22 protein-coding genes are annotated in these 14484 nt (G+C 44.3%); 5 read left to right on the forward strand and 17 right to left on the reverse strand.

The annotated features are described in order from the left end of the window. Positions 1-157: 157 nt before the first annotated feature. Together O8C65_11590 and arsM are read left to right on the forward strand one after the other, a co-directional pair. Positions 158-427, forward strand: a complete 270-nt coding sequence (locus tag O8C65_11590; protein MCZ7357567.1) for an HgcAB-associated protein — start codon at positions 158-160, stop codon at positions 425-427. A 15-nt stretch (positions 428-442) separates the two neighbouring features. Further along, positions 443-1276, forward strand: a complete 834-nt coding sequence (gene arsM, locus O8C65_11595) for an arsenite methyltransferase (protein ID MCZ7357568.1) — start codon at positions 443-445, stop codon at positions 1274-1276. Positions 1277-1311: 35 nt separating this feature from the next. Here arsM and O8C65_11600 read toward each other — a convergent pair whose 3' ends face one another. The 4 genes from O8C65_11600 to O8C65_11615 all read right to left on the reverse strand — a co-directional run bounded on the left by O8C65_11600 (position 1312) and on the right by O8C65_11615 (position 4590). Continuing rightward, on the reverse strand, positions 1312-1983 hold the full coding sequence (locus O8C65_11600; GenBank protein MCZ7357569.1) for a TIGR04282 family arsenosugar biosynthesis glycosyltransferase: 672 nt from the start codon (positions 1981-1983) through the stop codon (positions 1312-1314). Positions 1984-1987: 4 nt separating this feature from the next. Continuing rightward, positions 1988-2797, reverse strand: coding sequence for a methyltransferase domain-containing protein (locus O8C65_11605; protein MCZ7357570.1), 810 nt, complete (start codon positions 2795-2797; stop codon positions 1988-1990). Further along, positions 2790-3875, reverse strand: a complete 1086-nt coding sequence (locus O8C65_11610) for a radical SAM protein (protein ID MCZ7357571.1) — start codon at positions 3873-3875, stop codon at positions 2790-2792. The genes O8C65_11605 and O8C65_11610 overlap by 8 nt, the downstream gene beginning before the upstream one ends. 61 nt (positions 3876-3936) lie before the next feature. Next, positions 3937-4590 carry a hypothetical protein gene (locus tag O8C65_11615; protein MCZ7357572.1) on the reverse strand — a complete coding sequence of 218 codons (654 nt, stop codon included), beginning with the start codon at positions 4588-4590 and terminating at the stop codon, positions 3937-3939. 46 nt (positions 4591-4636) lie between these two features. Between O8C65_11615 and O8C65_11620 the strand changes: the two genes are divergently transcribed. Continuing rightward, positions 4637-5329, forward strand: coding sequence for a TIGR04283 family arsenosugar biosynthesis glycosyltransferase (locus O8C65_11620; GenBank protein MCZ7357573.1), 693 nt, complete (start codon positions 4637-4639; stop codon positions 5327-5329). Positions 5330-5508: 179 nt separating this feature from the next. Here O8C65_11620 and O8C65_11625 read toward each other — a convergent pair whose 3' ends face one another. Both O8C65_11625 and O8C65_11630 read right to left on the reverse strand, forming a co-directional pair. Further along, positions 5509-6348, reverse strand: a complete 840-nt coding sequence (locus O8C65_11625; protein ID MCZ7357574.1) for a DUF5919 domain-containing protein — start codon at positions 6346-6348, stop codon at positions 5509-5511. A 31-nt stretch (positions 6349-6379) separates the two neighbouring features. Continuing rightward, positions 6380-6583: a hypothetical protein gene (locus O8C65_11630; protein MCZ7357575.1), complete on the reverse strand. Its 204-nt coding sequence runs from the start codon at positions 6581-6583 to the stop codon at positions 6380-6382. Between the two features lie 57 nt (positions 6584-6640). Here O8C65_11630 and hisB point away from each other — a divergent pair, with 57 nt between their 5' ends. Beyond that, complete coding sequence (gene hisB / locus O8C65_11635; protein ID MCZ7357576.1) at positions 6641-7216, forward strand: imidazoleglycerol-phosphate dehydratase HisB; 576 nt, start codon at positions 6641-6643, stop codon at positions 7214-7216. On the opposite strand, the gene O8C65_11640 is transcribed toward hisB, so the two are convergent. The 4 genes from O8C65_11640 to O8C65_11655 all read right to left on the reverse strand — a co-directional run bounded on the left by O8C65_11640 (position 7211) and on the right by O8C65_11655 (position 10840). Next, the gene (locus tag O8C65_11640) at positions 7211-8053 is read right to left on the reverse strand and encodes a geranylgeranylglycerol-phosphate geranylgeranyltransferase (GenBank protein ID MCZ7357577.1); all 843 of its coding nucleotides are present in this window, start codon (positions 8051-8053) and stop codon (positions 7211-7213) included. The two genes, hisB and O8C65_11640, sit on opposite strands and share 6 nt — an antisense overlap. Beyond that, complete coding sequence (gene nadA, locus O8C65_11645; protein ID MCZ7357578.1) at positions 8053-8961, reverse strand: quinolinate synthase NadA; 909 nt, start codon at positions 8959-8961, stop codon at positions 8053-8055. Before nadA ends, O8C65_11640 begins: the two co-directional genes overlap by 1 nt. A gap of 203 nt (positions 8962-9164) precedes the next feature. Then, complete coding sequence (gene cobB / locus O8C65_11650) at positions 9165-10499, reverse strand: hydrogenobyrinic acid a,c-diamide synthase (glutamine-hydrolyzing) (GenBank protein ID MCZ7357579.1); 1335 nt, start codon at positions 10497-10499, stop codon at positions 9165-9167. Beyond that, a complete protein-coding gene (locus O8C65_11655) occupies positions 10496-10840 on the reverse strand; it encodes a histidine triad nucleotide-binding protein (GenBank protein ID MCZ7357580.1) in 345 nt (114 codons plus the stop codon). Before O8C65_11655 ends, cobB begins: the two co-directional genes overlap by 4 nt. A gap of 55 nt (positions 10841-10895) precedes the next feature. Here O8C65_11655 and udg point away from each other — a divergent pair, with 55 nt between their 5' ends. After that, positions 10896-11561, forward strand: a complete 666-nt coding sequence (gene udg / locus O8C65_11660; GenBank protein ID MCZ7357581.1) for a type-4 uracil-DNA glycosylase — start codon at positions 10896-10898, stop codon at positions 11559-11561. Positions 11562-11573: 12 nt separating this feature from the next. Here udg and O8C65_11665 read toward each other — a convergent pair whose 3' ends face one another. The 7 genes from O8C65_11665 to O8C65_11695 form a co-directional block, all read right to left on the reverse strand. Next, a complete protein-coding gene (locus O8C65_11665; protein ID MCZ7357582.1) occupies positions 11574-11861 on the reverse strand; it encodes a hypothetical protein in 288 nt (95 codons plus the stop codon). A gap of 11 nt (positions 11862-11872) precedes the next feature. Continuing rightward, positions 11873-12271 (reverse strand): HEPN domain-containing protein, encoded by a 399-nt coding sequence (locus O8C65_11670; GenBank protein MCZ7357583.1) that lies wholly within the window; start codon positions 12269-12271, stop codon positions 11873-11875. Next, positions 12268-12750: a nucleotidyltransferase domain-containing protein gene (locus O8C65_11675; protein ID MCZ7357584.1), complete on the reverse strand. Its 483-nt coding sequence runs from the start codon at positions 12748-12750 to the stop codon at positions 12268-12270. The genes O8C65_11670 and O8C65_11675 overlap by 4 nt, the downstream gene beginning before the upstream one ends. A gap of 122 nt (positions 12751-12872) precedes the next feature. After that, positions 12873-13013 carry a hypothetical protein gene (locus O8C65_11680; GenBank protein ID MCZ7357585.1) on the reverse strand — a complete coding sequence of 47 codons (141 nt, stop codon included), beginning with the start codon at positions 13011-13013 and terminating at the stop codon, positions 12873-12875. A 10-nt stretch (positions 13014-13023) separates the two neighbouring features. Further along, positions 13024-13191, reverse strand: coding sequence for a hypothetical protein (locus O8C65_11685; GenBank protein MCZ7357586.1), 168 nt, complete (start codon positions 13189-13191; stop codon positions 13024-13026). Between the two features lie 175 nt (positions 13192-13366). Beyond that, positions 13367-13678 (reverse strand): hypothetical protein, encoded by a 312-nt coding sequence (locus tag O8C65_11690; protein MCZ7357587.1) that lies wholly within the window; start codon positions 13676-13678, stop codon positions 13367-13369. A 161-nt stretch (positions 13679-13839) separates the two neighbouring features. Continuing rightward, complete coding sequence (locus O8C65_11695; GenBank protein ID MCZ7357588.1) at positions 13840-14472, reverse strand: M48 family metalloprotease; 633 nt, start codon at positions 14470-14472, stop codon at positions 13840-13842. Positions 14473-14484 lie beyond the last annotated feature (12 nt).

Raw genomic sequence — 14484 nt, forward strand, 5'->3', positions numbered from 1 at the left:
AACTCGACCTAAGGCCGTATGGGTTAGTATTAGCTCGTTGTTTTTTTTCCAATAATTGTTACATGCAATATAAAAACATATTATTGATTTTTTTCAGAATATTCTGATTTATCAGAAAAGTTTAAATATCCTGAAATCCAATCATTGATCGACAAATATGGCCAAGAAAACCGAAAAAGGCTCCTGCTGCGAAGGGGCAGTAATGGGCTGCTGTAAAGTAGAAGCGCTTGTAAGCATAGATGACCGGGGACAGATGGTGCTTCCCAAGGAGATAAGGGATAAGGCAAATATCCATGCGGGAGACAAGCTGGCGCTTGTAAGCTGGGAAAAGGATGGAAAAGTTTGTTGTATTTCCTTGATCAAATCAGAGGGGCTTGCTGAAATGGTAAAAAATATGCTTGGGCCGCTAATGAAAGAAATTCTATAAAAAGAGGGAATCAAAATGAAAGAAGAAGAAATAAAGAAAGTAGTAAGGGAAGGATATGCCAAAATAGCCAGGAAAGAAAGCTCATGCTGCACTCCTGTAACTGCCTGTTGCGGAAGTAAGAACGAAGAAATTGCAGTGGGTATAAGCAAGAGGATAGGATATGCGGATGAAGAACTCGGTTCAGTTCCTGAAGGTGCAAACTTGGGTCTTGGATGCGGGAATCCTGTGGCTCTTGCATCGCTGAAAAAAGGTGAAACGGTGCTTGATCTTGGTTCTGGCGCTGGTTTTGACTGCTTCCTCGCTGCCCAAAAGGTGGGAGTCGGGGGAAAAGTCATTGGTGTGGATATGACCCCCGAGATGATCCAGAAAGCCAGGGAAAATGCGAGGAAAGGCAATTATTCGAATGTAGAATTCAGGCTCGGGGAAATCGAAAACCTGCCTGCTCAAGATGATTCGGTCGATGTCATCATCTCAAATTGCGTGATCAATCTCGCACCTGACAAGGAAAGGGTTTTCAAAGAAGCTATCAGGGTCTTGAGGTCTGGAGGAAGATTGATGGTCTCGGATCTTGTTCTGTTAAAAGAGCTGCCTGATGGACTGAAAAATTCCATTGAGGCTTATATCGGCTGCCTTTCAGGAGCAATAATGAAAGCCGAATACCTCCAGGCGATAAAGAATGCAGGATTCCGGGATGTCAGAGTGATCGACGAAACGCATTATCCTATCGAACTAATGGCCAACGATCCTACGGCAAATGCTATTATTGAAAATTTTGACATTTCGCAGGAAGAGATACACGAGGTTGCCGGGTCTGTTGTCAGTATTAAGGTCCAGGGGATGAAAAAATAATCCCTCTTTCTGCACATTTCAGCTAATCCCAGCCATCAATCGATTTTCATCCCCGATAAAAAATTAAAAGTATTAGCAGCGAAGAAACTGCCTTTTTCTTCTCCTGATGACATATCTCTCTTCAGGCGGCTGAGGTCATCCATAGTATCCACGTCATACCATTTTTCGATCTGCGATATCAAGAGGCCCATGGCACGCGCTTTCTTCACTGTATGCGAAGTCACCTCTGATGTACTCCAGGGGATTCCCTTGAAAAGTTCAGGTATGCTCCTTTTCATGCCTGCCAGGAAGTACCCTCCATCCTCGCAAGGCCCAATGACAATATCAACTTCATCCAATCGTCGCAGCGCCTCCCGTATATAATCCGGGGGCAGGTTTGGAGTATCGCTATCCAGCATCACAACCTTCTCAAAGCCTCGATCAAACAGGATATTCGATATGTTTGCAAGTCTTTCACCAAGATCAGCACCCACCTGGCTGATGAGAGTAAACGCAGGAGGTATGATGCTTCGAAAAAATTTCTCTTCGGCGACAGGTGTATAGGCCAAAAAGGGTTGCGCTTCCTTTATAGTTTTAACCTGCTCAATCTTATCCAGCAGGAAATTATGATAGAGGCGAGCTGCTGCTTCCGGTTTCAGCGGAGGGGTCAGCCTGGTCTTGACTTCATTCGGTAAAGGTGCCTTGGCCATAATTACAATCGCGTCCATAGGTTTACGCCTTTTTACCTATCAGCCTGCCCCATCCCACTTTTCCCTCGTCTGCAGCCCTGACCCATTCATGAAGACCCTGATCAGCCACCTGGAATATCTTTTCTCCATACTGCTCAATTATCAAATTTTTCAATTCGTTGCGAAGCTTATTCTGGTATATGTGACAATGACAGACAAAATCTTTGCTTATGTCCTCTATTTCTACAATCGCAAAACCCTCTTCCATCAATAATTGTTCATATCCCTCCAGCGTTTCCATGTATGGGAATGCCATGAAATTATTGAGGTTCTCCCACTCCATATCAGTCATATTTCCTGTCTGTATCCAATCCGTAAAAGCGATAGTTCCTCCCGGTTTCAGAACCCTGTGGGCCTCGCTTATCAGCTTTTTCTTATCTGTAATATAGCACCAGGCATCCTGCCCCCAAACCACATCGAAAGTGCCTGCATGAAAAGGCATGTCCAGGGCATTCCCCGGCCTGAAAGTGACAAGATGGGAGAGACCTTCACTTTTCGTTCGCTCGGTAGCTTCGTTCACCATCTTTATTGTGGCGTCAAGCCCCTTCACCCTGCATCCATACTTCCGTGCCAGGTGCCTCGCTGGCCCGCCCAGGGCGCTGCACACGTCCAGTACCATCATGTTCCTGGTTATCCTCGCTTTCTCGGCCAGAATCTCTGTCTCACGCTCGCCCCCCACGTGAATTTCTTCCCCCATCAGCGCCTCCCATAATACACCCACCGGGCCTTCATATATTCCATTAACGTCTGCTATGGTGAAATCCAGTCTTTTTCCTTTTACAATTTTATCCATTTTTCATTTTTCCGGCATTTGAATAATTATCAGGGTTCATCCAGCATTTTGGATCAGGTGCGAGCATGTCCCCTGTTTCATAATATGCCTGCGCCCTGCATCCCCAGCACACCGAATTATTTTCACATGTCCCGCAGTATCCCTGCATATTGCCCGGATTCCGGATGTGAGTTAGAAGGAGATTATCTCTCTGCTGCTCAATTATATTTTCCAGAGAAGTCTCATGGATATTCCCAAACCCTTTCCTTATGACAGAACATGGTGTAACGTCCCCGTCAATGGTAACACATACAATCCCGCCGCAATAGAACTTATTGGCATCCATGGTGCTCATTGAAAGACTTGAATTAGAGTAGTTGACCTCATCCCTGAACTCGCATGCTTCCCTGATATTCCGGATGCTGGGGCTCCATTCGGGATGTTCCAGGGCAAGACCTGCCATGCACATCTGGGTCAGGCAGGTTCTCATACCTTTTTCTTCGAAGAAGAATCTGGTCGTCCTCCTGACATCCTCTCCGGCAACAAGGTTCGTGAATGTGATGCAGTTGATCATATTCTCGGGTCTCTTGCCAAGGGATTGGATATTATCAATGCCCTGTAATATCGCTTTTATCTTCTTTTCCGGATCCCCTGTGTGGAGCCTGCCATATATTCCTTCATCAAGACTATCAAGATGCACTGATATGAACCCCCCTTCTGACATCTCGACTGCTTTTCTTGCCACATCTCTATTCTCCAGTGGAATTCCGCTTGTCCAGATATTGTTCCTCAAACCCTTATTCATGGCATACTGCATCAGTTCATACCAGTCTTCACGCACAAGTGGATCGCCGCCGAGCCAGTCGATGGCTTTAACTCCCATCCCTGCCGCGGAATCAATGACTGCAAGGATGTCTGATGCCGGAAGCTCTTTCATCGGTGCGCCCCCGGAAAAAGCATAACAGTAAAGGCATCCCTGGGGGCAGGCGAGATTTGACTCGATCTGAACGGAATACACTTTCCCTTCATTGAAATACCTCATTTCTTCGGAATAATCCGGATGCAGGCAGCCGCAGGTCATTACAGACTCGTTACCCATCTTATATCACATCAGCATTCAGTAAACTTGTTCAGCATATATATCTGTATTGATTCCAAATTCATCGGATAGAAAGCAGAGGAATAATTATCATCAAAATGGCCCAGGCAAAACAAAGCTTTGAGACCGCAAACCCTCCCAGCGTTTTGACATATCTCTCCATTGCAGCGAGCGGGATCAGTACCAAAAGCATGGCGTTGAAGATGGTCGTGGGAATATCATGTTCTACCGGCAGGTCATTGAGGAAAGGAGCCGGATTTGACCACCTTGTCACAAAGAATATCAGAGGCATGTGTGCAAGCCCGATATAGGAGAAGTTCAAAAGATGTATCGAAAGCCACGCCCTGAGTCTCGGATTCGGATGCATGAGTTCGGTGCCCCCTTTCTCAACCAGGAATAAAATGACAACGACGATGAGGAACGCGATAGCGATGATAATACCAGTATCCCACGGCAGGATGGCAAGCATGGTCGGGATGGTCACCACGAAAGCGGAAATGACCGTTATCAGCTGGCAGGAGAGCTTTCTCAGATTATATGCCAGGCCCACCGTTATGAAAACTATGGGGATAATGAAGTTATGCCCCCAGCGAGGGTCTTTCTCAAATAAAGGGTATGCGGGGCCGAGCCAGAATAAAAGCCATGCTATTCCTATCAATAAAAATGCTGTGCCGACTGTCATGGCCTTGTCTAATTCAAGTTTTAACGTTCCCACTGATAACCATATTAATTTTTAAATATTTGAGAGTTTCTCTATCCGTATGATCTCTATAATTACGCCGCTTCTCAACGAGGAAGGCTATATCGAGCCTTTCATTTCTCATCTCAGGGAGCTGCAAGGTGATTTTGAACTGATACTGGTGGACGGCAAAAGTAGCGACGGAACATTGGAGGAAGCGGGAAGATGCAGGAAGGGATTCGAGCACAGGTTTATTCTGCTGGAAGGTTCTCGCGGCAGGGCCAGCCAGATGAACGTGGGCGCAAAGAATGCCCGGGGAGATATCCTGTTATTCCTCCACGTGGACTGTTTTATCCCGAAGGATTCGCTCTTTCTGATTGAGAGAACGGTTTATCAAGAAATGGCTGCAGGTGGGGGTTTCAGGCAGGCTTTTGCCAATCCTGATACGTTCTTAAAGCTCCAGAGCGCCATCGGGAACATGCGCGCAAAGATCACAGGGACATTCTACGGGGATTACGGGATATTTATGAGAAAAGATATTTTTGAAAAGATGGGCGGGTTCGATAATGTTCCCTTCCTTGAGGATGTGGAAATCTGCAGGAAAGCAAAGAAGTTCGGCAGGCTTGCCCGCATAGACCGGGTCATAACCACATCACCCAGGCGGTATCTGAGCAAGGGAAGAGCCAGGCTGATGGCTGCCTTCATTCTTGCCATCTTGTTCAATGCGGTGGGTTTGCACCCCGGGTTCCTTACAGAATATATCGTGGATAAATAGAGGAGGTTTAGGAATTACGATAGTGTCAAAAAGTTTGTGTTGATATTCCCTGCATGTTCCTTCTATCTTTTCCTGCTGCTCTTCACTTTGCATGATCAATATTGCATTCCCGCCTATCGCTATTACTATCCGGCTCATACTTTTATCATAATTAGCTTGATCCTTTTTATTTTACTTGTTCATTTCATGCCGATATTTTCCGCTTTTTTCCACAGGTCATTAAAATGCTCCAGGTATGACTCAAATATTCCGTCTTTGCTGCGCGTGAATTCCATGGTCGGACAAGCTCTTCGTCTCTTATTATATAAATAAGGTGTTACTCTCATCAGATTTTCATCTATGATCGTCATGGCGCACAATGGATAGTTATCGTAAAATCTTATTTCCACATTTTGTTTAAATTCATCTTTTAAATTCTTCATAAACTCTTTTTCAAGATTATGCAGGCGAATTATTTGACCTTTGAGGTTTTCATTGTTTTCATCCTTTTCCCTATATGCTACATGTGGTGAGTCTGGATTCAAGATCAAGATCTGCAAAGTACATCCCTCCTCTACAATAGATTTAAGTCTTGTCCATTCGTCGCTGTCGGGATAGAAATAATAATTGAGCGATACACCCAGCAATTTAATATTTTTTGTGGCAAGATCAAGGATATCGGTACTTCCTCCTTTTTTATACACGTTTAGAAGTCCGGATTTCCTGACAGATTCACTTATTGATTTTACTTTTTCACAGTGTTGTGTTATCATGAACATGAAGTTGGTTCTGAAAAACTCCTCAATAAGATCCATCATATTCCTGCGTAAGAAATATTCATAGAATAATATCGCAAAACCAATGATTATCAATGCAATCCCTATTTCTTTGAACACATCCTCCCTGATAATGGAAATCAAGTCTTTGTCTGGTGATACCAGTATGACGATGATTGCACCTGAGATAAGAATAGATAAAGAGAGAAGAATTATTTTATAAAATAAAACCAGTTTTAATAATTTCTCTGCTATTTGTGCCATTTCCTCACCCCAGCGCTATTAATATAATTATCTAAACGGCATCGTATTTCAAACCTTGTATGATGGTTTGCATTGTATTCTTTTTCAGGTTAAATGCAGTCCTGACATTTTTTCGCTGATTTTTTTTCATCACTATTACTTCATTCATGTTCCTTTGCCATCCAAAAGCCTTAGAAAAGCGTCCTAAGATCGATTCTGGCTGAATTGTTCTAACAAAAGCAATTTGGAGTTTCACCCCACCCGCGGAATTACAATACCTTTATATTCCTATCCAATAATATAATCCCCCATCATGCGGGAATCAAAACTTACACGGAAAACCAACGAGACCGATATCGAACTTAAATTTTCACTGGAGGGTTCTGGTAATACTGACATCAACACCGGTATCGCGTTCTTTGATCACATGCTCAACTCTTTTGCAAAACACGGCTCCTTCAACCTTATGGTAAAGGCAAGCGGCGACCTCACGGTGGACGACCACCATACAATAGAGGATGTAGGCATAACATTGGGCAGCGCGATTGTAAAAGCACTGGGTGATAAGAAAGGAATTGAACGCTTCTCTGACGCCCGCGTACCCATGGATGAGGCGCTTGCTGACGTTGCGATCGATATCAGTGGGCGAAGTTTTCTCGCATTCAATGCCACTTTCGCAAACCAGAAGATAGGTGGGTTCAATCCGCAGAACACGCGGCACTTTTTCGAATCGCTGGTAAGCAATGCGGGCATCAATGCGCACATGAGCGTCACGGGTGAGAACGACCACCATAAGATCGAGGCGCTCTTCAAGGCTTTTGGCATCGCACTCAAAAGAGCGGCAGAAATAAGCGGCTCCGGTGTGCCGAGCACAAAGGGCGTTCTATAAAACCTTATTCAGGATACTTCCGGCGATGAAGGCGATAAGTGCAAAGAACATCGCCACCTTAAAATATCTGGAAGAAGCCGATGGTTCCTTTTTTAGTATCAGGAGCACAGCATATATAAAAATGAGATCGGCGACACCGACCGCAAAGAGATAATGCCTGCTGAAAAGTCCCATAACGTAAGGTACGGGGCTCAAACCAACTGCAAGGAGCCCGATTAGCGATGCGATATAGGCAGAAGGACGCTCTCCTATCCTGATGGGCAGAGTCATAGCCCCATCCTTTCTGTCCCCTTCGATATCCTCGATCGCCTTTACTATCTCCCTGGCGAGGGTAGCCAGCATGGATAGGAAAAAGAGGATGATAGTGATCTCGATACCTTTTCCGCCGTATGCGGCCCCGCCAAAAAGGAATGTTGAGCCGGAGAGGTAACTCACGCTTAGGTTACCCACAAAGACTTTCCTTTTCAGGGAAAAAGCATAGAGACAGAGCAGCAGGGAGTTGATTACGGCAATAATTAAAGGGATGATGGACTCACCTATAAAGTAGGCGATCATGATACCTCCCGCAAACAGGGCGATTGAAAAACCAAAAGCTGATTCTTTTTTTATTCGCCCTGAAGGTATGGGGCGGCCCGGGCGGTTGATGGCATCGATACCCGAATCAAAATAATCATTGATCGCGTTCCCCGCGCCTGTTATCAGGAAAACCGTGATGAAAACCAGCGGCATCCAGATGAGTTCTCCAGGCACAGCACTGTATGCTATGGCCGCACCGATGACAGCGGCAAGCCCTGCCATGGCGCAGTTCCTGTATCTCATCAATTCAAGAAATACCATCAATCGCCCCGTCCCACGGCCAGCATCCTGTCAAGCGCCTGCTTTGCTTTTATCCTGATACCTTCAGGGACTTTGATTACATGCTCATTTTTTTCAAGCGCCCGGATTATACTTCCCAGCGTGTTCATTTTCATGTTCGGGCAGACCGCGTATCTTGTGGCTGGGAAGAATTTCTTTCCCGGGTTCTCTTTAATCAGGCGATGCAAAAGCCCTATCTCTGTTCCTATTATGAACTCTCTGGAATTTGACTGGCCTGCATATTTCAGCATGCCTGCCGTGCTTAGAACCTTATCTGCAAGCGCGATGACATCGGGCCTGCATTCAGGATGGACAAGAATCTCGGCTTCAGGATGCTCTTCCTTTTCAAGCAGAATGTCACCAGGGAGGATCAGATGATGCGTGGGGCAGTACCCATTCCATGGGATGATCTTCTTTTCGGTATTCGCTGCCACGTACATGGCCAGATTTTTGTCCGGGACAAAGAGTATCTCCTTTTCTTCCAGCGCATTTACGACTTTGATGGCATTTGCTGATGTGCAGCAGATATCGCTTTCAGCTTTCACGGAAGCCGGCGTGTTGACATAACAAACCACGGCAGCACCGGGATGTTTTTTTTTCTCAACCCTCAGGGACTCAGGGGTTATCATGGCCGCCATGGGGCACTGGGCGTTCAATTCCGGCATAAGAACTATTTTTTCCGGGTTCAGAATGGCCGCGCTCTCTGCCATGAAGTCCACGCCGCAAAAAACAATAACATCCGCGCCGCTCGAAACCGCCTTCTGGCTCAGGCCGAAAGAATCTCCCACGAAATCCGCCGCATCCTGCACATCGCCACGCTGGTAATTGTGGGCAAGGATGATCGCATTTCTTTCTTTCTTCAATTGTTTGATCCTTGCGAGTTCGTCCATAATTTGTGTGTAAAACTGTATCCTATTGCTTAAATGTTTTACCGAAAAGTTGTTGTAAAATTCTTTGGTGTCAAATCTTCGTATAAAGTAACTTTGCGCTCTTTGCGTGCTTTGCGGTGCAGGATTTTTCACCACAGAGGGCGCAAAGTACGCAAAGGATTTGCTCAATACCAAACTTTTTTACAGTTCCATTCCGAAAAAGGCTATATTTTATTGTGCCTTCTGCAACGCCTCAAAAACTCATCAAAAGAAACCGCTGCCGGATGCGTATGCATGTAGCTTCCCAGAGTATTGTGCTCCGTAAGACCGTCCATACCTGCGTTTATGCCCTTCCCTCGCCTCAATTTATACGCAAAATGTGCATCCCTGTCGCATTCAGTGACCGAATAATGGAACTCGTGACCCCTGATAATTTTCCCTTTTTTTGCAAGAAGTGAATCCGATACTATGCAGGCCTCGGTGTAACCAAGCGCCTGAAGCTTATCCGTCATCCTTGAGCTTGCACCCAGTATTCCTGCCATTTTATAACTCCTGTCCGTCTCAAGGCTCTCGTTCAGATAGAGCAGCGCCCCGCATTCACCGTATACCGGCATTCCGTTTTCAGCCACTTTTCTTATCTGGCCTCGCGTTTTTGAGTCGGAAAGTTCCTGCGCGTAAAGTTCGGGATATCCGCCGCCCAGGTAAAGACCATCAACCTGCGGTAACTCATCGCTCATCGGGCTGAAAAAAGTAAGCTCTGCACCGGACTTGCGGAGAACATCGAAAGAATCCTGGTAGTAGAAACAGAATGCGCTGTCCCAGGCAATCCCGATATTGACATCGAACTTTTCATCTGGCTCCTTAAATTCCACCCCTGTCGAGATAAAACTGCTTGCGATAGCCATTACCGACTCTACATCTATGTTCTTCTCTATTAGATCTGAAAGCATTTTCATATCACATTCATCCTCGCCCGCCATGTGAAGCCCGAGATGACGTGATGGTATGGATATCTCCCTGGATTTCGGGAGCGCCCCGATGACAGGGATCTTTATACCTGCGTCGCAAAGCGAATCTCTGATGAGCTTAATGTGCCTTTCACTGCCTGTGTTATTGAGAATTATACCCTGTATATTGACCCTGTCAAATTCAGAAAAGCCTTTCACCACGGCAGCTATGCTGCGCGATACGCCATGCGCATCCACCACCAGTATCACAGGAACATTCAGCATCTTGGCCACATGCGCTGAGCTTGCGATCTCCGTGGCATCAAGGCCGTCATAAAGCCCCATCACACCTTCGATTATGCAGAAATCCGCGTCATCAAATGCGCGAGAAAAGGTCTCAAGCACTCCTGTCTCGCCCATCATGTAGCTGTCCAGGTTCCTGGAAGGCCTGCCGCATATTTTCGTATGGTGACCCGGGTCAATGAAATCCGGCCCGACCTTGAAAGGCTGAACTCTATACTTTCCGCAGAGCGAAGCCATCAGGCCCATAGCAATTGTGGTTTTCCCGACACCGCTGCCCGTGCCGGCGATCATGACAGAAGGCGTGTTCATATACTCACGGAGCTCCAGCCTCCTATGAGATGGATATGCAGGTGGAATACTATCTGGCCTGCTCCACTACCCACGTTTATCACAAGCTTGTAGCCGCTGTCGGCAATGCCCAGTTTTCTTGCTATCTCCTTTGCTTTCATCATCATTTTTGATATAATCACACTATGCCGCTCTTCTATGGAATTAACGCTTTCGATATGCTCCACTGGGACTAACAGCACGTGAACGGGCGCAGAGGGTCTTGTGTCATAAAAAACCACGAAGTCCTCTTCCTTATGAACAAATTTCGCTGGAGCTTCACCTCTGATAATTTTGCAGAAAATGCAATCATCGCTATTCATATATTATCCGGAATATCGTATATGATAACACTATCTATTAAATCCCTGCATCGTGATGGCCATTTCCAAAGAAATTTTGAGCAGCATGCTGCCCCTAATAGAAAAACCAGAAGGTATTACGCCAAAGCAGAAACTCATGGATGATGTTATTGTCAGAGTACGCAATTGCAGAAAATGCCGCCTCTGGCAGTATGCAACAAATCCTGTCCCGGGTGAGGGAAGCCTTGATGCATCGCTGATGCTCATCGGCGAAGCGCCGGGTTACCAGGAAGACCTCAAGGGCAAGCCTTTCGCAGGAAGAGCGGGAAAAATCCTGGATAAGCTGCTTTCAGGCATCGACCTCAGGCGCGAGGACATTTATATAGGCAATGTTGTGAAGCACAGGCCTCCTGAGAATAGGCAGCCAAAAGAGGATGAAATCAAGGCGTGCACCCCTTATCTTGATGAACAGATCCGGATAATAAAGCCCGGGATAATCGTGACTTTGGGAATGCATTCGACAAGATACATTCTTTTGAAAATGAATGTGGAATTTGAGAGAATAACCGACGTCAGAGGCCAGATCTACGAAGGAAGGCTTCTTGATCTTCAGGTTAAAATAATGCCAACCTTTCACCCTGCAGCGGTGCTACACAACCCGCGGTACAGGTCTGTGCTTGAAGAGGATTTCAGGAAGATAAAGATGGAACTATCTAAGCAGCACTCTCAAGGGATTCAATAAAATCTGTAAGTTTCATGTGTATTTTGCAAGCTTTTCAAGCTCTGTACTTATCGATTGGATCCCGTCTATGGCAAGCTCCCAATCGCAGTAATCCTCTTCAACCTGAAATGAATGACCTGATTCTTCAACAACATGTCCCCGCTTGAAATCATCAAAATCCATTTGATATTTTTCTCGGAATGTTTTATCTATTAGATTATACTTTGCAAGCCGCCTCTGTAATTCGTTAATGACGAGAGGTATAGTGGCTTCTTCAGATCTGCATCGAGATGTTTTGGATTGAGGTTTTCGCGTTCTCATTTTCAAAAATATTACTTCTTGATCATGGTTTTTATTTCATTAAGTACAAAATTTGCATCATCGAGAGCCTTTTTAGCATCTTCATTCGTAAAATCTTTCTCGCCATAGAATGAAGGCGCTCTTGCTTCTGCAAGCCATCTGGATATCCTTTCTATCTCTTTGAGCGAGCTTTCTTTAAAGGGGAACTTTTTGCCGGCTTCTATGGTAAAAATGCCCCCAGCATCATGTACTTTAGGGTAATCGATCCCTAATATTCGCAAGCATCCCTTGAGAGTTAGCTCAACCACTTCCTGCGCCCTTCTTACAGCGATGTTATAGTTTTCTTCTTCTACAGCAGTTTTCAGGTCTTTTTCGAATATCCATTCCGCCTCTTTCAACAGTTTCTCCCCAAACTCCCGATTCGTTGTCATAGTTCGAGGATTTCTCCAGCCTTTAGGTCAGGCTTTAACTGCCAGTACCATGTGTTGTCCTTGAGAGTCACTTTTCTTGAACCAAGCTGGATGAGCCGATTTTTCAGTTCTTTCAGCCTGTTTTTGAAAAAGTTATCTTTATCGAACAGGATCACTGAGTCATCTATCATGTCCAGAAAAATATTGCGATTTTCCATCGCCTCTTCTTTTGATAAGATTATGCTGCTGAAGATCGGCGCCGTTCCTGAGATGTTCTTTCGCAGTTTTATCTCGATGTCTATTACAGGTTCCAGGCGTTCATAATACGCAGCGGGAGCGTTCTTTAAAATGATAAGGAGGTCTATATCGCTTTCTTCTTTTGCTGTACCTCTGGCTACTGAACCGTAGAGGACTACAGAAATAAGATTATCTCCAAATTTCTTTAGAAGCGATTGTCCAAATCTGGTGAGAATTTCTTTATGATCTTTGTAACCGCGCATATTTTTTTATCTTTTTATTTGATTTTCGAGTTATTAAAGGATACTATAGTACATGGAGGTTCAGGTACTTTTTGTGATTGAAGGCGCCCAGATTGAGAGAACTACTTATTCAACCTTCTCCCTCACCATCTCCACCCCCTTATCAAGCGCCTCCTCAATCCTCGTAACATCCGTTCCCCCGCCCTGCGCAATTCCCGGCTTCCCGCGCCTCCGCCGCCCACGAGCTTTGACATCTCGTGCACTATCACACCCGAATCGCCCATCCTTTCCTTATCATATCAGTTTTTCTCTCAATAATATTTCGAACACTTCATCGAGGAACTCTTCTGGCGTCGCATCCTTAGCACTATCACCAGTTGTTTCATGTGCCTCTGGATTCTCAAAAGGATGCCGATGCCAATTGCCACCTACACAATCCCTGCCGATAACCGGTTGTTCCATCCCACAAGTACATAATTCGATGTGCCTGAAATCTGATGAAAATAGAACTGGATATAAATATTATCTGAAATCTCGATTCTGGCTTTGACTGCGTTGTCAGTTTTTACTAGAACTCGCGGTTTTAACAAATATTTTGAAGCAGCTTTTTCAAGGGCATAAATAAAATCCGCCAGCTTCATGAGTATTTTGCAAGCTTCTTAAGTTCTGCCGTGATCATCTTAATTCCGTCAAGAGCGAGTTCCCAATCACAGTAATCCTCTTCAACCTTAAAAGAATGACCTGATTCTTTTACGACCTGTTTCATCTTGAGTTCATCAAAATCCATTTTATAACGCTCATGAAAAGTCTTATCCATCAACTTATATTCGGCAAGACGCCTGCGCAATTCGTTAATTACTAGCTGGATTGTACCCTCCTCAGGTTCTTTTTTTAAGAGATTTTGGTAGATATATTGGAATTCGGAGGGAAGTTTTACTGAGACTGGCATTTTATTCACCTATTAGCTTTTAGTTCTAATGAGTTATTAAAACTTTCCTGAAAGAGCTATCAGAATTAGGGTTTATAGTATTTCTCGCATCCTTGCATATAGGCGCGAAAGGGAGGGGAGCGGGTAGGGAGATAGTGTAAGCAAAATAGTTGCCCATAGATTCATTTAGAAGATGCTTTGAATGAAAACTCTTCTAATCTTATAATCCGTTCTTCTATGGAAGGGTGAGTTGGGCGATTTGCAAAATAAATCACATTAATAAGCTCTTGAAACCTTGAAAAAGGCTGGTTTTTAGCGCATTCTTTCACCTTTTTTAGCGCAGAAATCAATGCTTTAGCATTTCCAAGACCTACAGAAATTTTATCTGCTCCATATTCGGATTTTATTTTTAGATTTATCATATGATTCAAAAGGGAAAATCTTAATACTAAAAATGTAAAAAGTAATGGTAACCATATCTCCAAAAATCTAATTTTAAAATAAAATAATAAATTTAAAACTATGAATACACCTAGAACTAATAATGTTAAAGGCATTAGAAAATAAATTATTAAAAATAGGTCTTTCCATCTTTTTATATGACCCAACTCATGATCTAAGAATGCAAATTGTTCATCTTTATTTAACTTCTCCAGAACTATTGAATATATAATGACTCCAAAAAAGAATGCGCCTGCATTCATTTCATCGGAAGCTATTTTCAAAAGAAGAACAGGATGCCGTATTCCCAGTTTTTTCTTGCTTTTATTAAAATGAGATTTTAAATCTCCTTTATTTATAAGGCTTATTGTCATTTTAATTATAAA

The sequence above is a fragment of the Candidatus Methanoperedens sp. genome (assembly GCA_027460535.1).
Classification (GTDB): domain Archaea; phylum Halobacteriota; class Methanosarcinia; order Methanosarcinales; family Methanoperedenaceae; genus Methanoperedens.